The sequence below is a fragment of the Variovorax sp. PAMC26660 genome (genome assembly GCF_014302995.1).
Classification (GTDB): Bacteria; Pseudomonadota; Gammaproteobacteria; order Burkholderiales; family Burkholderiaceae_C; genus Variovorax.
Genome location: NZ_CP060295.1, coordinates 1,415,396 through 1,433,709, shown reverse-complemented (window position 1 = coordinate 1,433,709; position 18,314 = coordinate 1,415,396). Strand labels below are relative to the sequence as shown.

The window sequence follows — 18,314 nt, the reverse complement described above, 5'->3', positions numbered from 1 at the left end:
CTCGCCGCCGCAGGGCGGCCACAGCAAAGAAGGTTTCAGGCGGCGTAGGCCTGGGACGAAAGCCGCTGCAGCATCGCGGTTTGCCGTACTTCCTCGGCGTCTCGCAGGCTCTTGGCGGCACGGGTCGCGACGTAGGCCACGTACAGGGTTTCGATGGCCTTGGCCCAGTCATGCGCCTTCTGCGAAATGCCCTCGGGTTTCACGGACGAGCCGGTGACGGCATTGGTCGAGAGATCGTCGTCCGGACGGGCCGGTACGTCGAATCCCACTTTGCTGAGGATGCTGGCTTTTTGAAGGATGGTGAGCATGCGGCTGGCCCTCGGTATTCATCGCGTTTGCAGGTTACTGGCAGTCTGGGGAGCAGCGCTATCCGCCGTATGACGTATGCGCCTCTCGCCGGAAGTCGGTTCCTGGTTCGTGGCTTTCAAGTTCCGTGCCATGAACAAACCAGGGCCGCTTTTCGGTGGCGGGCGCCATGCGTCGAGTTTCCCCTGTGCATGACCTGTAAATCGGGTTGCCTAGGTGAAACAACGATTGGGACTAACCCTCAAGAGGCGCGCGAGCGGCGCCGGCCATGCTCAGGTTGGAGCCGCGTTTTTCCACACCAGCGTGGCGGCCGTCAGGTCTTCGAGCGCGCTTCCAACCGCCTTGAACACGGTGCGTTCTTCATCGCTCGCGCGACCCGCGCGCTCGCCGCGGCACAGCTCGGCCAGCGTGCCCTGAACGTCTTGCGCGTGCAGCGTGCCGGCTGCTATCGCATCGAGCAGGTCGCCCGATTTTTGCAACGCCTCGTTCGTGTCGACATAAGTGCGTGCCCCCGCAAAGCACTGAACATCGGCCTCGCGCATCGCGGGCGTGAAGCTGCCGATCAGGTCAAGGTGCGAGCCCGGTGCGAGCCATTCGCCGCGCACCAATGGCGCGGTGGCCAGCGTGGCGCAACTCACGATGTCGGCGTGGTCGCGCACGGCGGTTTCGAGGTCGGCGGCGGCCTGTGCATTCCAGCCTTCGGCGCGCCATTGCGCGGCCAGTGCCTCGGCGCCTTCGATGCGGTGGTTCCACACCCACAGCTCGTCGATGGGGCGCACGCTCGCATGCGCGGCCGGCAGCATGCGCGCGATGCGGCCGGTGCCCAGCACCAGCAGGCGGCGCGCATCCTTGCGTGCAAGAAACGACGCGCCGAGCGCCGAAGCGGCGGCGGTGCGGCGCGCGGTGATCTCGTTGCCGTCCATCATCGCCAGCGGCACGCCGGTGCGCGCGTCGTACAGCACGTAGGTCGCATGCAGGCCGGGCAGGCCGCGCGCACTGTTGCCGGGAAAGATGTTGATGGTCTTGATGCCGAGAAAGCCCGCGTCGCTCCACGCCGGCATGATGAGCACCGTGCCCTTGCCGCTTGGGTCGGTGCCCCCCGTCTCGATGCTGTGCACATGGCGCGGCGGCACCTGTGCCTCGGCCGCGAAGGCTTCGCGCAGCGCGGGCACGAGCCGGTCGAAATTCAGTGGCGCGCGCGTGGTGGCTTCGTCGAAGTGCTTCATTGCCGTCATTGTTGCGGGGCAGGGCGCATCGAGGCTTCAAAGAAGTCCGTCAGTGCCTGCCGGTAGGTGTGGCCGAACCTCTGCGCCGTCATCGGCTCGAGGTGGCCTGCGCCCGGTACTTCGATCAGACGCTTGGGCTCGCGCGCATCGGCCAGCAGGCGCTGCGAATGCGTGGGCGGAATCACCTTGTCTGCCGTGCCGTGGATCAGCAGCAGCGGAATGGGCGAGATGGCGGCGACGAACTTCGACGCCGCATAGGTGTCGCCGACCAGCAAGCCGGCGCCCGACAGCTTGTCGTTGGCAATCGCCGAGTACGAATAGAAGGTCGACTCGATGGCCACGGCCTTCACGCCCGCACGGTTGCCCGAGCCCACGACCGCAATGGCGTTGGTGCCGCCCAGGCTCTGCCCGAAGACGAACAGCCGCTCGGGGTCGACATCGCCGCGCGAGCGCACGTGGTTCAACGCGGCGTTGGAATCCTCGAACACGCCCTTGGGCTCCGGCTTGCCTTCGGATTCGCCATAGCCGCGGTAGTCGAACACGAAGACGTTGTAGTCCTGCTTCGGCAGCCAGGCCACGAAGCGCCAGTGCGTGCTCATGTTCTGCGCGTTGCCGTGGAAGTGAACCACCGTGCCCTTGGCCTCCTTCGGGTTCTTGCGGTCCGTGGCGGGAAGAAACCAGCCGCTCAGGCGTGTGCCGTCGGCGCTGGTGAATTGCACCGGTTCGTAGCGAAGGCCCAGCACGTCGGGCGTTTCGTAGCGCACGCTGTCGGGGTAATAGAACATCGACTGCACACAGCCGGCCAGCAAGAGCGGCACGGTACACAGCGCGCGCCTGCACCAACGGTGGACTGTGTGGCCTGTGGTCATGGCTGCTGGTCTTTCGCAGCGCGGTTCTCCGCGAGCATGTTGCAAAAGAGCGCGCCTTGTTCGATGGCGTCGTCCAGCGCCACGTGCGTGTGAGGCAGCTTGTCGAACCAGCGCCGCGGCATCGCGCGCTTGGTGCTGTCGCGGTAGCCGATTTTCAGCATCGCCATTGCGAACGACTTCATGTCGAGCGCCGAATGGCTGAACGGGCTTTCACCCGCGAAGCGGATGAGATACCAGTAGACGAACATGAAGTCGAAGCCCGCGGGGTAGGCCACGAACACCGGCCGGCCGGGCAGTCCCTTGAGCCAGCTCACGTAGCTCTTCATGGCATGCGCCGGGTCCTGCAGGTCCGAGCGACACGCGGCCCAGGCCTCGGGTTGCGTCTTCCACCAGGCGGCGGTCTTGGGGTCGGCTTCGGCACCGGGCAGGGTGTGCAGGTTGGCGCTGAAGGTGGAGATGAGTTGCTTGTCCGCCGTGTAGGCGGCCGAGCCGAAGCTGAGCATCGAATGCGGGCCGGGGATGGGGCCGTCGGATTCGACGTCGGTGCTGATGTAGGTTTCTGTCATGTGTTGTCAGTCAATTTCAAGGATGGACCCGACCGAGCGTTCAAGTTCTTCGATCAGCTCCGGGTCCATGTATTTGTATTCGTCCGGAATGTCGAGCACGTGGATCGGCTTGCCTTCCAGCATGCGCGTGAATTCGGCCACCAGCCGCGACTTGTGCTTTTCTTCCATCACGAGGATCACGTCGGCCCATTCGATGTCGTCGAAGGACACCCTGTGCCGTGCATTCGGACTGGTGCCGGCCGAGCGCGCCGAGACCAGCGGATGCCGGCGCCAGAGTTGTTCGGCGGTGGGGCTGCGCCACTGGTTGCGGCTGCAGATGAAGAGAACGTTGCGCATGGGTCAGGTGTCGGCTTGGGGCAGTTGGAAGACATGCAGGTCTTGCCAGCGGCCGGATGAGTTTTCGATCAGCGTGACCTCTGTGCACGTCGCATGCACAGGGCCCGACGCAAGAAGTCGTGCCTGCAATTCGATGGCCGCCGCATCCGCATCGAGCGCATGGCCATGCGCCACGGACAAATGCGGGATCACGCCTGCGAACGCACCTTCGTACGGCGGGAAGCCGGGGAAGGCATCTGCCAGCGCCAATGTCATCGCGACGAAGGGCCCGGCCGGCTCTGGCGCAAGGTAAGCCGTTTCCGGAAAGCGACCGACCTTGTTCAATGAAAACGAGAACGAAGCTGTGTGGTCCAGTGCGCGCTGTGCGCGCGCCAGCACATCTGGCGTGATCAGCGCCGGGTCCATGAACGGAACAAGCACGGTGATGTGCGCCGGCACGCCGAGTGCCACGGTGGCGTCATACCGGCGGCGCAGCTCGCCCACAAGCGATTCGGCTGCCGGGACCTTGACTGCGAATGCGGAGATGGCCATCGGCGCGGAGGATAGCTCAGGCGCTGGCGATGCGACTCCATTCGATGCCGTGCTTTGCCAGGTACTTGCGCAGGCGGTCTGCATCGTTCACCACGCTGCGTTGCTCGCGCGAGGCCTGGAAGAGTTTGCGCCCCGCATCGGAGAGGCTGCGCGATTGCCGGCACACGCGCGCCACCGCTTCGAGTTGCAGCCTGTCGAACAGGTCGAGCGCGGCCGCGCGTTCATCGCCGAGCAGCGTGTCCAGATCGATGTCGCCATCGCTCGCCGCTGCGACTGGACCCGCGTGCTTCCACAGCCACCGCAGCCGCGCAATTTCCGCCTCGACCAGCGCCACCGGAATGCGTCCACCGTCCGCCAGCGTGGCCAGCCGCGTCACGCTCGCCGAGAGGTCGCGGAAGTTGCCGCTCCACACCGCTTCGCCGCTTTGCGCAAAGCGCAGGTAGGCCGCGCGCGCCTCGGCATTGAAGCGCACCACGCGGTGGTTCTCGGCCGCGTGAATGGCCAGCAGGTGGTCGATGTTGGGCTCGATGTCTTCGGGTCGCTGCGCAAGGCCGGGCAGGTCGTAGGTCCACAGGTTGATGCGCGCGAACAGGTCTTCGCGAAAGCGACCCTGCGCCACGTCGCTGCGCAGATCGCGATTGGTGCCAGCGATGAGCTGGAAATCGCTCGCCACTTCCTTGTCCGCGCCCACGGGAAAGAAGCGCTTTTCTTCGATGGCTTTCAGCAGCATCGCTTGTTCGTCGAGGCCCAGCTCGCCGATTTCATCGAGGAACAGCGCGCCCTGGTGCGCTGTGCGCAGCAGCCCGGGGCGGTCGCTCGCCGCGCCGGTGAAGGAACCCTTCTTGTGGCCGAACAGCGTAGACGCGGCCCCGTCGCCGCGCAGCGTGGCGCAGTTCACTTCGACGAACGGTCCGGTCATCTGGTGGCGCGCCTGCTTCAGCTCGAACATGCGCCGCGCCAGGAACGACTTGCCCGCACCGGTTGGCCCGATCAGCAGGATGGGCGCGCGCGATCGCACGGCCACGCGTTCGATCTCGTCGATCAGGGCGTTGAAGCGCGCGTTGCGCGTGGCAATGCCGCTCTTGAGGAAGGCGACCGCGTCGCGCTGCTCCGCATCGAAACGCCGCGCGATCACGTCGTAGCGCGACAGGTCCAGGTCGATCAGCGTGCACTTGCCGGCTTCGCCTTCGCGCTGCCGCTTGGGCGGCGAGGTCTGCGCCAGCACACCGGGCACCACGCGCGATTCGGACAACAGGAACATGCAGATCTGCGCGACGTGCGTGCCGGTGGTGATGTGCGTCCAGTACTGCTCGCGCTCGGTGTCGAAGGTGTAGGCGCGGGCCCAGTCGTACAGGCGCGTGTAGACCTCACCGAAGTCCCACGGGTCGGCAAGGTCGACGGGCACCAGGTTGACGGTGGTCTCGGGCGAGACAGAAACGATGTCGGCCTTGACCAGCTCGGCCAGCGCCTTGTGCCGCAGCGTGTAGAGCAGCTCCATGCGCGAGACGACCATGTCTTCGTGCTGGGCCAGCGAGACGGTGGGCCGCCACTTGTTCCAGCGGCCCGCGCCCTGGCCGGCATCGAGCTGGGTGCCGAGGAAGCCGATGACGACGATAGGTTTCATGGATAAAAGACTAGCTATATTTCTAAATATATTGGAAATACTAGCAGATCGAAGAGTCGGAGCCTCACGGGGGAGAAAGGAAATTTCTCAACCACATCAATGACTTGCGCTGCGGAAAACGCATTTCGGAAGCAAATTGCACGAGCTGGCACGCCTGCTGCAATAGATATTCCGTCCGGATGCAGTTCATCCGCTCGCAGGTCCCGCATGAAAGCGGGCCGGTGCCGCAGACCAGATCCTGTCTTGGGTTTGCGGTATGCCGCGGTTGAACTGGCTGGCGACTGAACTTGATTCAGTTTTGCTCATGGTTGAGCACCGTGCTAACCACATGGCGTTGCGGGTTCGATTCCCGCGAAAAACCCCGGCGGTGCTTGCACCGCCATCTGATGGAGCGAAAGCTCCCCGCCCCGGCACACCGGAGCGTGTGGCGCAGGGCAAAGAGGCCCTGCGGCGCGCGACACCGTGCCAAGCGCAGGCGGCTTGCGCACCGTGTGTGCGGCAAGGAACTGCGTGCAGTCATCGACGGCGAGGGAAGTGACGGCGTTGCCCAGGTGGCAACGCCAGGCATCCACCGAACCGCGCGACCGCTGCACGACAGCCCTGGCCCACCGCAGTGCCCGCCGCCTGCCCTTCGAGGGCCTGGATTGAATGAACGAACGAGTCGAACAACCGAACCGCACAACGAGTGGAAGTCAAGAAAATGCTGGGTTTCAATCAAATCACGATCAAGAAGAACGAACGCGCGCTGCTGCTGCGCAATGACGACTTCGAGCAACTGCTCGGCCCCGGAAAGCACCGGGTGTTCTCGGGCTTCGACACCATCAAGCTGGAGCGCTTCTCGCTTGCCGAACCGGTGTTCGAGCACGAGTTGGCCGACTACTTCCTGGCGCATGAACCTGAACTGGTCGAGCGCGAGTTCGTGCAGGTGTCGTTGGGCGAAACCCAGGCCGGCCTGCGCCACGAAGACGGCGTGCTGGTGCAGATCCTGCCGCCTGCCACGCGCAAACTGTACTGGCGTGGACTGCGCGAGCAGCGCGTCGAAGTGATCGATGTGGCGGCCGATGCGCGTCTGCCGGCCGAGTTGCTGGCGAAGTTGCAGAGCGTGGCCCTGCGTCCGCGTGCGGTGCAGGGGCTCGACGGCGTGCTGCTGGTGCAGGTGCCCGAGTTCCATGCCGGCGTGCTGACGCTCCAGGGCCAGATGCAGGAACTGCTGCCTCCGGGCAACCACGGTTTCTGGCGCTTCAACCGTCAGGTGGCGGTGACTTGCGTGGACCTGCGTTCGCAGATCGCCGAAGTGAGCGGACAGGAAATCCTGACCCGCGACAAGGTGGGGCTGCGGCTGAACCTGTCCGCCGTGTGGCGCTTCGTCGACGTGCGGCAGGCGATGGCACAAATGCCGAAGCCGGCCGAGCATGTGTACCGCGAACTGCAGTTCGGTCTGCGTGCCGCGGTGGGCGAGCAGACGCTCGATGCGCTGCTGGAGAACAAGGCGGCCATCGACCAGACCGTGCTGGCGCAGGTGCGTGAGCGGCTGCAGGGTTCGGGCATAGCGCTGGAAAGCGTGGGCGTGAAGGACATCATCTTGCCCGGCGAGATGAAGACCATCCTTGCCCAGGTGGTGGAGGCCGAGAAGTCGGCCCAGGCCAACGTGATCCGCCGCCGCGAGGAAACCGCGGCCACGCGCTCGCTGCTGAACACCGCCAAGGTGATGGAGGGAAGCCCCATCGCATTGCGCATGAAGGAACTCGAGACGCTGGAGCGCGTGGCGGAACGGATCGACAAGATCTCGGTGATCGGCGGTCTGGACCAGGTGCTCAACGGGCTGGTGACGCTGCGGCCGAACGCGCCTTGAGTGATGAAAGAAGAGACAACGACCCGATGCGCGTGCATCGTCGTTGTCACTCCAAAGAAAGAAGAAAATGTTGGAAGAAGAACGCACCCATGAACGGATCGGCTATGTGCTGAGCGGCACCGGCTGGGCCACGTTGAGCTTTCGTGCCGATGCCGGTCCCATGGACTTCGCGGTGTCATACCTGCACGATTCGCTGGGCGACCTCGCCCGCATGGGGCTCGACCTGGTAAAGGGTGCACAGCACGCCGCGGCAGTCTTCATGGACGAACCCGGAGAAGTTCACCTTGTGGTGACGGGCGATAAGGAAGACCTGGCTTTCGAGCTGCGCCGCTATCGCGATTGGGCAAGCTGGGGCATCACCGCCATGGACGACTACGAGGTGCTGGACCACGGAACCATTCAGCGCGTGGACCTGGTGCGCAACATCCACGCGATCCTGGAGCGCATCTATGTGGACTTGGGGCTCGCGAAGTACCGCGAACTCTGGGTGGAGCACGATTTCCCGCTGCGCACATACGAAGGACTCATCGCGGCATTCAAGAAGTGGCCCTGGGCCTCTTGCAAGTAGGCAAAGATTGAACAGAGAGAGAGAAGGAAAAAGAAATGACGAACTACAAAGTACATGAAGTAGCCAACGGCGTCCTCGTGAAGATGTGGACCAATGGCGTGCCCGTCGAAGACGAAGCGCAAAAGCAGCTCGAGAATGCAGCCCGCCTGCCCATCGTGTTCAAGCACATCGCGGCCATGCCCGACGTGCACTACGGCATCGGCGCGACCGTGGGCTCGGTGATCCCGACCTTCAAGGCCATCATTCCCGCCGCGGTGGGCGTGGACATCGGTTGCGGAATGATGGCGTGCAAGACCACGCTCAACGCACGCGACCTGCCCGATAACCTGGGCCCGCTGCGTTCCGCGATCGAGAAGGCCGTGCCGCACGGATCGAACCCCAAGCGCATGGGCCGCGACAAGGGCTCGTGGGAAACGCCGCCCGACGAAACCGATGCGGCCTGGGCCCAACTGGTGGATGAGTTCGATGCAATCTGCGAGGACTACCCGCGCATCAAGAACACGAACAACCACAAGCACCTGGGAACGCTGGGAACCGGGAATCACTTCATCGAGGTGTGCCTCGACGAAGCGGGCGCCGTGTGGTTCATGCTGCACTCGGGTTCGCGTGGCGTGGGCAATGCCATCGGTACGCACTTCATCGAACTCGCGAAGAAAGATGCCGAGCTGCACCAGCGCAACCTGCCCGATCAGGACCTGGCGTACTTCGAGGAAGGCGCCAAGTACTTCGGTGACTACGTGCGTGCGGTGGGTTGGGCCCAGAAGTTCGCGCGTGCCAACCGCGAAGTGATGATGCAGCGCGTGGTCGCGGCCGCGCGCAAGGTCATCACCAAGCCCTTCGAGGCGCATGTGGAAGCGGTGAACTGCCACCACAACTACGTGAGCCGCGAAATGCACTTCGGCGAAGACGTGCTCGTGACCCGCAAGGGCGCGGTGAGCGCCAAGGCCGGCGAGCTGGGGATCATCCCCGGCAGCATGGGTGCCAAGAGCTACATCGTGCGCGGAAAGGGCAACCCCGAGAGCTTCATGAGCTGCAGCCACGGCGCCGGTCGAAAGATGAGCCGTACCAAGGCGAAGAAGCTCTTCACCGTCGCCGACCAGATCGCCGCGACCGAAGGCGTGGAATGCCGAAAAGACGCCGATGTGATCGACGAGATTCCGATGGCCTACAAGGACATCGACGCGGTGATGGCGGCGCAGGAGGACCTGGTGGAGGTGGTTTACACGCTCAAGCAGGTGGTGTGTGTGAAGGGTTGACGATGACGGCTCCCGGCGGTCATCCGAAGGCAGCGACGCTATAGAAGGGCCAGGCCGATGGGGCCGCCTCCGTAGCGTTGCATGACGGAGGTTCGGAGAAATGAAAAGCAACAAGCAACGCCGTGTCGAGATCAAGGCACGCCGCCGCCAACGTGCGGCGGTGCCGGCCACGCACTCGTTCAAGCCGGATGTCCGGTTGCCACGGGTCGGGGCGTATGCATCGGACGATGAGCCCGCCGATCGGTCGGTGCTCCTGCGGTACAACAACACCTATGGGCCTCTGCCCACCTTCTATGCCGCGCAGCCCTTTGTGTGCTGCGATTGCGGCGCCCAGGAGGTGTGGACCGCGAAGCAGCAGAAGTGGTGGTACGAAACGGTACACGGCCATATTGAGAGCAGAGCCGTGCGCTGCCTGGCATGCCGTCGTGCCCGCCGTGAACGGGTTCGTTCGGCCGGGCCCGGTGCGAATCTGCTGGGGGAGCAAACGAATCGTCTTCGGGCGCTGGGTGAAACGAAGCCCACCGAGAAGGCTCTGGCCGAAGTCGACGCAGCGCTGCAAAGCAAATGGTGGAGCTTGCGCGTTGTCGCGATCCAGACGATGGTCCGCTGGGGCGATGCCGATCGGATCGAGAAACTCAAGGCGATGATCGCGGCGCGACCGGAGGGCGGGCGTCGATACTGGAGCTGGGAGCGCGTCGCCGCCGATGCCGCGATGTGTGCGTTGATACGCAGGGAGTGATCGAAGTGATGATGAAACTGACTTTTCTGGGAACCTCTTCAGGCACTCCCACGCGCAACCGCAACGTCTCCGGCCTCGCCGTGCAGACGGTGCTCGGCGCCGACTGGTTCCTGATCGACTGCGGCGAAGGCACGCAGCACCGTCTGCTGCAAACGCCGCTGTCGATGCACGACATGGCCGCCGTTTGCATCACGCATGTGCACGGTGACCATTGCTATGGCTTGCCGGGTTTGCTCGCGAGCGCGGGCATGGGCAAGCGCATGAAGCCGTTGAAGCTGATCGCGCCGTTGCCGGTGTGGGAATGGTTCCAGGCCACGCGCCAGTTGACCGACCTGCACCTGCCCTACGAGGTCGAGCATGTGGATGTCGAAGCGCAACCACTGGTGTACGAAGCACCCGGCCTGCGCATCGAGCGCCACGTGTTGCGCCATCGCGTACCCAGCCACGCCTACCGTGTGCAGGTGCAAACCCGGCGCGTCCGGCTGAAGGCCGATGCGCTGCGTGCGCTCGGTTTTCCGCCCGGCCCGGCATGGCGTGCGCTGCAGACCGGCGAGGACGTGCCTTTCAACGGCGCGGTGCTGCGCAGTGCCGATTTCACGGAGACGCAGATCGACACGGCCAGCGCGGTGATTGGTGGCGACAACGCCGAGCCCGCGCTGCTGCGTGCTGCCTGCGAAGGCGCTCAACTGCTGGTGCACGAAGCCACGTACACGCAGGAAGTGCTCGACAAGGTCGGCCCTGGCCCGATGCACAGCTCGGCGCGCTTGCTGGCCGAGTTTGCGCAATCCGTGGAAGTACCCAACCTTGTGCTGACGCATTTCAGCGCACGACATCAGAACGAAGAGGGCATGCGGGAACTGATGACAGAGACCCAGGCCCCCTACCGAGGCAATGCATTCCTGGCCAACGACCTGGACGTGTTCGAACTCGACAGCGCCGGCAAGGTGACCGTCACCCGCGCCTGACCGATCAAGAAGAAGAAATTTTCATGAGCACCCAAGAATTCCTGCGCTCCGCCCATCCGATCGATCCCGCCATGCGCGCGGAGATCATGGAGAACCTGCGCGCCATCGAAGCGAGGCACGACGTGACCGTGCTGTTCGCCTGCGAATCCGGCAGCCGTGGCTGGGGTTTTGCCTCGCCCGACAGCGACTACGATGTGCGCTTCATCTACGTGAGTCGCCTGCCGTGGTATCTCACGGTGATGCCGCACCGCGACGTGATCGAGGTGCCGATCAGCGGCGACCTGGACATCAACGGCTGGGACCTGCGCAAGGCGCTGGGCCTGATGCGCGAGTCGAACCCGACGCTGCTCGAATGGCTGCGCTCGCCCATCGTGTACCGCGACGACGCGCTGGCCATGCCGCGTTTTCGTGCGCTGTCGGAGGCGGTGTTCTCCAACGCGCGCGCGTGGCATCACTACACCTCGATGGCAAAGAAGAACTTCCGCGAGCACCTGCAGGCCGACGAGGTGCGCTACAAGAAGTACCTCTACGTGCTGCGTCCGCTGCTGGCCGCGCGCTGGATCCGCACGCAACCTGGCGTGCCGCCGATGCGCTTCGCCGAACTGGCGCAGCGCACGCTCGATGCCGTGCACGATGCCGCGCTCATCGACGAAATCAACGCGCTGCTCGAAGTGAAGATGCGCGCCGGCGAAGCCGCGACCAGCCCGCGCTGGCCGGGCATCCATGCATTCATCGAGACCGAACTGGCGGCCAACGCGGCCGAGCCGATCACGCCGCCGCCGCAGGCCAAGGACACGGGGCTCGATGCCTTTCTTTGCGAGACGGTGTTGCGCTTCGAGGCGGCAGCATCTCGCGCCCACGAAGGAGGCCATGAATGATCGAACTCGACGGCTCCCAAGGCGAAGGCGGTGGCCAGATCCTGCGCACCAGTCTCGCGCTGTCGGTGGTCACGGGCCGGCCCCTGGCCATCGAGAAGATTCGCGCGGGCCGCGCCAAGCCGGGTCTGATGCGCCAGCACCTTGCGTGTGTGAACGCGGCTGCAGAAATCAGCGGTGCGCAGGTCGAAGGCGCCGAGCTGGGCTCGCAGTCGCTGCGCTTCACACCAGGCCCGGTGCGCGCAGGCGACTACCGCTTTGCAATTGCCAGCGCGGGCAGCTGCATGCTGGTGCTGCAAACGGTGCTGCCGCCGTTGCTGCTGGCTGGCGCGCAGAGCCGTGTGCACCTGAGCGGCGGCACACACAACCCGATGGCACCGCCTTTCCATTTCCTGGAGCGGGCCTTCGCACCCTTGGTGCGTCGACTGGGCGCAGATCTGCAACTGATGCTGCGCCGCTGCGGCTTCTATCCGGCTGGAGGTGGCGAGGTCGAAGCGACCATCGTGCCCGCGCCGGGTGCGCTGCAGTCCTTCGAGCTGATGACGCGCGGCGCGCTGCAATCGGGTTACGCGGAATGCCTGGCACCGGGCCTGCCGCGTCATGTGCCGACGCGCGAACTCGAAACGCTCGGGGCTGCGATGGGGTGGTCGGGCGAGCAGCTTCGCTACGGCGCGGTGCGCCAGAACGAAGGCCCCGGCAATGCGTTGCTCGCCACACTGGCGTACGAGCATGTCACCGAGGTCTTCACGGCTTTCGGCGAGAAGTCGCTCAGCGCCGAGCAGGTGGCACACGGCCTCGTGAAAGAGTTGCGCGAGTTCCAGAAGAGCGAGGCGGCTATCGGCCCGCATCTGGCCGACCAACTGGCCCTGCTGCTGGCGCTTGCGGCGTGGCAAGGCAAGAAGGCCGGCACCTTCACCTGCAGCGAGGTGACGGAGCACACGCGTACCAACTGCGCGGTGATCGAGCGATTCCTGCCGGTGCGTTTCACGATCACCGAAAGCCGACAGGCTTCGACGGTGCAGGTCGCTGCGGCCTGAATCGACTGAAAGCCGCTCGCTCGTTCATGCGAGCGGTGTCGCGTTGGCGTACAGGCGCAGCAGCATCGCGCGCAGCGTCTTGACTTCGGCCGCGCTGAAGTCCGAAGTGGCCACCGCTTCGTAGTGCTGCGCGAGCGGAATCAGCTCGCAGGTCAGCGTCATGCCGCGCTCGGTCAATGCGATGCGCACCGCGCGTTTGTCGGTGTCGCATTTCTCGCGCGCCACCAGTTCATGCATTGCCAGCCGGTCGACGATGCGCGACAGCGCCGACAGGTCGGTGGAGGCATGCGTTGCCAGTTCCGACAGGGTCTGGCGCGGCGTGTGCTGCAGCGACGCGCACACACGCCATTCACTCAAAGCGAGTCCGTAGGGCTTGAGCGCCTTCGCAAAGGCGTTGCCCATGCGCGCGCCGGCGCGTGCCAGAAGGAAGGGAATGGCCTTCTCAAGGTCGTGATCTTGGTGCAGGGTTTTCATCTAGACATGCTTGAACAATCAAGTATATAGTCCGCCGCAATTGCTTGAATAATCAAGCAAAAATGGAGACGATCATGAGCCAGAACCCCTCCCGTCGGGGCGCCATTTGGGTGGTGCTTTCTCTTCTGTCGATGGCGTCCTTGGCCCATGCGCAGAGCGCTGCGGCCAAGTGGCCGGCGCAGGCCGTGCGCTTCATCGTACCGTTCCCGGCGGGCTCGGCGCCCGACGTGCTGGTGCGCCAGGTGGGCGCGAAGCTGGGCGACAAGTGGGGGCAGGCCGTGATCATCGACAACAAGCCCGGCGGCAGCGGCGTGATCGGCATGAACAGCATCCTCTCGGCGTCTGCCGACGGCTACACCTTCGGCTTCGTTCAGGGCTCGGCGATCTCGGTGGCGCCGAGCATCATCAAGGGCGTCAACTACGAATTCAACCGCGACTTCGTACCAGTCACGCTCGCGGCGGTCGCGCCCTTCATGCTGGCGGTGCCGGCCAACTCGCCCTACAAGACGCTGGCCGAATTCATCGCCGCCGCGCGTGCCAAGCCGCAGGGCATCGAAGTGGCCGACAACGGCCGGGGCACCGCGCCGCACCTGGCCTCTGCATTGCTCGGCCTGCAGTCGGGCGCGCAGTTCCTCGAAGTGCACTACACCGGCGGCGCGCAAGCGATGCAGGCCACGCTGGGCGGTCAGACCCAGATGATGGTCGATACCTTCAACGTGGTCGCCGGCAACGTGCAGGGTGGGCGCATGCGCGTGCTCGCCAGCATGGGCGACCGCGTCGAGGCCGGGCTGGAACCGTTCCCGCTCGCGAGCAAGACAGTGCCCGGCGCTGTGGCGCACGGCTGGTTTGCCGTCATCGCCAAGAAGGGCGTCGACCCGCTGGTGCTCGCCAAGCTCAACAAGGACATGGGCGAGGCGCTGATGCTGCCCGACGTGATCGCCAAGTCGCGCGAGCTGGGCACCTACCCGCGCCCCGGCACCCCCGAACAACTGGCGCGCTACATCGCCGACGACCGCAAGACCTGGCAGGACGTGCTGGACAAACTCAACATCAAACCGGAGTGACCTTTCCCATGAAGAACAAGATTGCGCTCGAAGAGCATTTCGCGATCGACCTTACGATTGCCGACTCGCAGGTCTATGCGCGCCCCGAGGTGTGGCAGGGCCTGAAGAACAACCTGCTCGACTTCGAGCAGCAGCGCATCGAACAGATGGACGAGTGGGGCACAGAGCTGTCGATCCTCTCGCTCAACTCGCCGGCCGTTCAGGCGATTCCCGATGCGAAGCGCGCCATCGAAGTGGCACGGCGCGCCAACGACGTGCTGGCCGAACAGGTCAAGCGCCACCCGACGCGCTTCGGCGGATTCGCAGCCTTGCCGATGCAAGACCCCGAAGCCGCCGCGCGCGAACTGGAACGCTGCGTGAACGAGCTGGGCTTCCACGGCTTCCTGGTCAATGGCTTTTCGCAGGTCGGCGACGAGAACACCGTCGTCTATTACGACGACGCGCGCTTCAACGATTTCTGGACCGCTGCCGCCGCGCTGAAAAAACCCTTCTACATGCACCCGCGCGACCCACTGCTGAGCCGCGAGCCGATCTACGACGGCGCGCACTGGCTCACCGGCCCGACCTGGGCTTTCGCGATGGAAACCGGCATCCACGCACTGCGCCTGATGTCCAGCGGCATGTTCGACCGCCACCCTGAACTGCAGATGATCCTCGGCCACTTCGGCGAAGGCATTCCATTCAACATCTGGCGCGTCGACCACATCCTGCGCAAGGGCCGCCGCGGCATGCCCTGCGACAAGGAGATCGGCGACTACCTGCGCAGCAACGTGCACATCACGACCAGCGGCAACTTCCGCACGCCGACGCTGCTGTCGACGATGCTCGAAGTGGGATCGGACCGCATCATGTATTCGGTCGACTACCCGTTCGAGAAGCACGAGGACGCGGCGCGCTGGTTCGACAAGTGCGAGATCAGCGAGAACGACCGCCAGAAGATCGGTCGCGACAACGCCCGCAAGCTGTTCGGACTGAAGTGACATGAGCGCCACGAAAGACACACGCCCCGTGCTCGTGGCCGGCGGCGGCATCGGCGGGCTGGCGGCCGCGCTGGCGCTGGTGCGCGAAGGTTATCGGGTGAAGGTGATCGAGCAGGCCGGGCAGATCGGCGAGATCGGCGCTGGCATCCAGCTCAGCCCCAACGCCTTCGCGGCCTGCGATGCGCTCGGCGTGGGCACGCACCTGCGCGCCAAGGCGGTCTACACCGAAGAGATGGTGATGTTCGACGCCATCGATGCGAAGCGCGTGGCGAGCATCTCGCTGTCGGACAGATTCCGCGAGCGTTTCGGCAACCCTTATGCGGTGATCCATCGTGCCGACATCCACGGCGCGCTGCTCGAAGGCGTGAAGGCGACCACCGACGGCATCGAGTTCCTGACATCGACCAAGGTGGTGCACATCGAGCAGGACGACCACGGTGTCACGCTCATCGACGCGCAGGGCGGTCGCCACGAAGGCCAGGCCGTGATCGGCTGCGACGGCGTGCGCTCGGCGGTGCGCCAGCAGTACGTGGGCGACAGCATCCGCGTGTCGGGCCATGTCGTGTTTCGCGCGGTGGTCGACACGGCCGACTTCCCGGAGGCGTTGCGCTTCACCGCGCCCTGCATCTGGGTCGGCCCCAACTGCCACTTGGTGCACTACCCGCTGAAGGGTGGCGACAAGTTCAACATCGCAGTCACCTTCCACAGCGACCAGCCCGAGGAATGGGGTTCGATGGACGGCGATCCGGCCGAGGTGCAACGCTACTTTCGCTCGACCTGCGAGCAGGTGCAACAACTGCTGCGCATTCCGAAGGCGTGGAAGCGCTATTCGACGGCCGACCGCAACCCGATCGAGCAATGGACCTTCGGCCGCGCGACGCTGCTGGGCGATGCGGCGCATCCGATGGTGCAGTACCTCGCGCAGGGCGCCTGCACGGCCTGCGAAGACGCGGTGACGCTGGGCCTTGCACTGCGCCGCGAAGAGGGCGACTGGCCGCGCGCGCTGGCACTGTACGAACGCTCCCGTGTCGCACGCACCGCGCGCGTGGTGCTGTCCGCGCGCGAGATGGGGCGCATCTATCACGCCAAGGGTGTCGAACGGCTGGTGCGCAACAGCATGTGGAACGGCCGCCCGCAGGAGCGCTTCTACGACGCGCTCGAATGGCTTTACGGCTGGACGGCCGCCACCTGTCTCGACGAGGCATCGGCGTGAAGGTATTCCCGCATCCTCTCGAAGTCAGCGGTGGCGGCACTGCCGCAGCGGCACTCGACATTCCCGCGTTGATCGACAGCCACCCCGTCAGTTCGTTCCAGAAATGGATTCTGTTGCTGGTCGGTTGCGCAGTCGTCATGGACGGCTTCGACGTGCAGGCGATGGGCTTCGTCGCCCCCGCCATCGTGCGGGCCTGGGGCATCGACAAGGCCGCGCTCGGCCCGGTGTTCGGCGCCGGCCTCTTCGGCATGCTGGTCGGCTCGCTGGTGCTGAGCACTTGGGCCGACCGCATCGGCCGGCGGCCCGTGCTGCTGGGCGCCACGGTGTTCTTCGCACTGTGCATGCTCGCGACCACCTTCACGCACACGTTGACCGAACTGCTGGTGATGCGCTTCGTCACCGGCATCGGGCTGGGCGGCATCATGGCCAACGCCAGCGCGCTGGCCAGCGAGTACAGCCCGCAACGCCGCCGCGTCACGCTGATGATGTGGGTGTCGTGCGGCTTCACAGGCGGCGCGGTGCTGGGCGGGCTGGTCTCGGCCGTGCTCATTCCGTGGGGCGGCTGGCAGGCGGTGTTCATCTTCGGCGGCATCGTGCCGCTGGTGATCGCCGCGCTGATGTGGCGCTACATGCCCGAGTCGATGCAATTCCTGGTGCTGCGTGGCCGCAAGCTGGACCGCGTGCACGGCTGGCTCGGCCGCATCGCGCCCGAGATGCGCATCGGGCCCGACACCCGCTACGTGGTGCACGAAGCCAAGCAGGACGGCGCACCGGTGGTCGAACTGTTCCGCGCGGGGCGCGGGCCGGCCACGCTGCTGTTGTGGGGCATCAACTTCATGAACCTGCTCAACCTGTTTTTCCTGGCGAACTGGCTGCCCACCATCGCGACCAGTGCGGGCTACAGCGGTGGCACGGCGGTGCTGGTCGGCACGCTGCTGCAGGTGGGCGGTGTGGTCGGCACGGTGGCGATGGGTCCGCTGATCGACCGCATCGGCTTCTACCGCGTGCTGGTGCCGATCTTCGCGGTGGCGGTGGTGAGCATCGCGGTCATCGGCCAACCGGCGCTGCCGTTGGCGTTGCTGCTCGCAGTGGTCACCGTCAGCGGTTTCTGCGTGGTGGGTGCGCAGCCGGCGCTCATTGCGCTGGCATCGAGCGTGTACCCGACCACGGTGCGTGCCACCGGCATGGGCTGGAGCCTGGGCATCGGCCGCGCGGGTTCCATCGTGGGGCCGGTGCTGGCGGGCTGGCTCATCGGGCTGCACTGGTCGAACAGTGCGCTCTTCTTCGCGGCGGCCGTGCCGGCGCTGCTGTCCTGCGTGATGGTGCTCTGCATGGGGCGATTGAAATTCACGGGCGCCACGATGCGCCCAGGAGAGATGGCATGACGACGACTTCCCCCCGGGGCTGGACCCTGGCCGCACGCGTGTTGATGGCCGTGATCTTCCTGGTCGCGGGCGTGCGCAAGCTCATGACCTACGGCGCGACGCTCGGCTACTTCGCCAAGCTCGGCATACCGCTGGGCGACGTGGTGCTGCCGCTGACCATCGCGCTGGAGATCGGTGGCGGCCTGCTGCTGATCGCCGGCTGGCGTGTGCAGTGGGTGGCGGGTGCGTTGGCGCTCTTCACGATGGCCACGGCCTTCACCGCGCACGCGTTCTGGTCGGCCGATGCGGCGCAGTTCGCGGGTCAGCTCAACAATTTCCTCAAGAATGTGGCGATGGCGGGCGGTTTCCTGCTGCTCATCGTCCACGCCGATATCGGCGGGCGAAAGGCCGGTGCTGCGGGCTGAGTGGAAAACTCCTTTTCGTCCGTGTGGTTGAACGGCCCGCGGCC

The 18,314-nt window shown here is 65.2% G+C and carries 20 protein-coding genes; 12 read left to right on the top strand and 8 right to left on the bottom strand.

The genetic code is table 11. The annotated features are described in order from the left end of the window. Positions 1-35: 35 nt before the first annotated feature. From H7F35_RS06890 to rtcR, 7 genes are all read right to left on the bottom strand, one after another. The gene (locus H7F35_RS06890; RefSeq protein WP_187112186.1) at positions 36-308 is read right to left on the bottom strand and encodes a hypothetical protein; all 273 of its coding nucleotides are present in this window, start codon (positions 306-308) and stop codon (positions 36-38) included. A 270-nt stretch (positions 309-578) separates the two neighbouring features. Next, a complete protein-coding gene (locus H7F35_RS06885; protein WP_187112185.1) occupies positions 579-1,532 on the bottom strand; it encodes an ornithine cyclodeaminase family protein in 954 nt (317 codons plus the stop codon). 5 nt (positions 1,533-1,537) lie between these two features. Next, positions 1,538-2,401, bottom strand: coding sequence for an alpha/beta hydrolase (locus H7F35_RS06880; protein ID WP_187112184.1), 864 nt, complete (start codon positions 2,399-2,401; stop codon positions 1,538-1,540). Further along, positions 2,398-2,967, bottom strand: a complete 570-nt coding sequence (locus H7F35_RS06875; RefSeq protein ID WP_187112183.1) for an exonuclease — start codon at positions 2,965-2,967, stop codon at positions 2,398-2,400. The genes H7F35_RS06880 and H7F35_RS06875 overlap by 4 nt, the downstream gene beginning before the upstream one ends. Before the next feature lie 6 nt (positions 2,968-2,973). Then, positions 2,974-3,303: a low molecular weight protein tyrosine phosphatase family protein gene (locus H7F35_RS06870; protein ID WP_187112182.1), complete on the bottom strand. Its 330-nt coding sequence runs from the start codon at positions 3,301-3,303 to the stop codon at positions 2,974-2,976. Between the two features lie 3 nt (positions 3,304-3,306). Beyond that, complete coding sequence (locus H7F35_RS06865; RefSeq protein ID WP_187112181.1) at positions 3,307-3,834, bottom strand: 2'-5' RNA ligase family protein; 528 nt, start codon at positions 3,832-3,834, stop codon at positions 3,307-3,309. 16 nt (positions 3,835-3,850) lie between these two features. After that, complete coding sequence (gene rtcR, locus H7F35_RS06860) at positions 3,851-5,458, bottom strand: RNA repair transcriptional activator RtcR (RefSeq protein ID WP_187112180.1); 1,608 nt, start codon at positions 5,456-5,458, stop codon at positions 3,851-3,853. 700 nt (positions 5,459-6,158) lie between these two features. Here rtcR and H7F35_RS06855 point away from each other — a divergent pair. The 7 genes from H7F35_RS06855 to rtcA all read left to right on the top strand — a co-directional run bounded on the left by H7F35_RS06855 (position 6,159) and on the right by rtcA (position 12,750). Beyond that, positions 6,159-7,310: a slipin family protein gene (locus tag H7F35_RS06855; RefSeq protein ID WP_187114177.1), complete on the top strand. Its 1,152-nt coding sequence runs from the start codon at positions 6,159-6,161 to the stop codon at positions 7,308-7,310. Between the two features lie 67 nt (positions 7,311-7,377). Continuing rightward, the gene (locus H7F35_RS06850) at positions 7,378-7,878 is read left to right on the top strand and encodes a hypothetical protein (RefSeq protein WP_187112179.1); all 501 of its coding nucleotides are present in this window, start codon (positions 7,378-7,380) and stop codon (positions 7,876-7,878) included. A 35-nt stretch (positions 7,879-7,913) separates the two neighbouring features. Next, the gene (locus H7F35_RS06845; RefSeq protein WP_187112178.1) at positions 7,914-9,134 is read left to right on the top strand and encodes an RtcB family protein; all 1,221 of its coding nucleotides are present in this window, start codon (positions 7,914-7,916) and stop codon (positions 9,132-9,134) included. Between the two features lie 100 nt (positions 9,135-9,234). Continuing rightward, positions 9,235-9,873 carry a zinc-ribbon domain containing protein gene (locus H7F35_RS06840; RefSeq protein WP_187112177.1) on the top strand — a complete coding sequence of 213 codons (639 nt, stop codon included), beginning with the start codon at positions 9,235-9,237 and terminating at the stop codon, positions 9,871-9,873. A gap of 11 nt (positions 9,874-9,884) precedes the next feature. Then, the gene (locus tag H7F35_RS06835; protein WP_261803548.1) at positions 9,885-10,838 is read left to right on the top strand and encodes a ribonuclease Z; all 954 of its coding nucleotides are present in this window, start codon (positions 9,885-9,887) and stop codon (positions 10,836-10,838) included. Positions 10,839-10,861: 23 nt separating this feature from the next. Then, the gene (locus H7F35_RS06830) at positions 10,862-11,716 is read left to right on the top strand and encodes a DNA polymerase beta superfamily protein (protein ID WP_187112175.1); all 855 of its coding nucleotides are present in this window, start codon (positions 10,862-10,864) and stop codon (positions 11,714-11,716) included. Beyond that, positions 11,713-12,750 carry an RNA 3'-terminal phosphate cyclase gene (gene rtcA / locus H7F35_RS06825; protein WP_187112174.1) on the top strand — a complete coding sequence of 346 codons (1,038 nt, stop codon included), beginning with the start codon at positions 11,713-11,715 and terminating at the stop codon, positions 12,748-12,750. The genes H7F35_RS06830 and rtcA overlap by 4 nt, the downstream gene beginning before the upstream one ends. Before the next feature lie 24 nt (positions 12,751-12,774). Here rtcA and H7F35_RS06820 read toward each other — a convergent pair whose 3' ends face one another. Next, complete coding sequence (locus H7F35_RS06820; protein ID WP_187112173.1) at positions 12,775-13,224, bottom strand: MarR family winged helix-turn-helix transcriptional regulator; 450 nt, start codon at positions 13,222-13,224, stop codon at positions 12,775-12,777. Positions 13,225-13,298: 74 nt separating this feature from the next. Here H7F35_RS06820 and H7F35_RS06815 point away from each other — a divergent pair, with 74 nt between their 5' ends. From H7F35_RS06815 to H7F35_RS06795, 5 genes are read left to right on the top strand one after another with little or no spacing between them, the layout of a single operon-like run. Continuing rightward, on the top strand, positions 13,299-14,288 hold the full coding sequence (locus tag H7F35_RS06815) for a Bug family tripartite tricarboxylate transporter substrate binding protein (protein ID WP_187112172.1): 990 nt from the start codon (positions 13,299-13,301) through the stop codon (positions 14,286-14,288). Between the two features lie 8 nt (positions 14,289-14,296). Next, positions 14,297-15,268 (top strand): amidohydrolase family protein, encoded by a 972-nt coding sequence (locus H7F35_RS06810; RefSeq protein WP_187112171.1) that lies wholly within the window; start codon positions 14,297-14,299, stop codon positions 15,266-15,268. A 1-nt stretch (position 15,269) separates the two neighbouring features. Continuing rightward, a complete protein-coding gene (locus H7F35_RS06805; protein ID WP_187112170.1) occupies positions 15,270-16,481 on the top strand; it encodes a 3-hydroxybenzoate 6-monooxygenase in 1,212 nt (403 codons plus the stop codon). Next, entirely contained in the window at positions 16,430-17,866 is a 1,437-nt protein-coding gene (locus H7F35_RS06800; protein ID WP_187112169.1) for an MFS transporter, read from the top strand. Before H7F35_RS06805 ends, H7F35_RS06800 begins: the two co-directional genes overlap by 52 nt. Beyond that, positions 17,863-18,270: a DoxX family protein gene (locus tag H7F35_RS06795; RefSeq protein ID WP_187112168.1), complete on the top strand. Its 408-nt coding sequence runs from the start codon at positions 17,863-17,865 to the stop codon at positions 18,268-18,270. Before H7F35_RS06800 ends, H7F35_RS06795 begins: the two co-directional genes overlap by 4 nt. Positions 18,271-18,314: the final 44 nt, after the last annotated feature.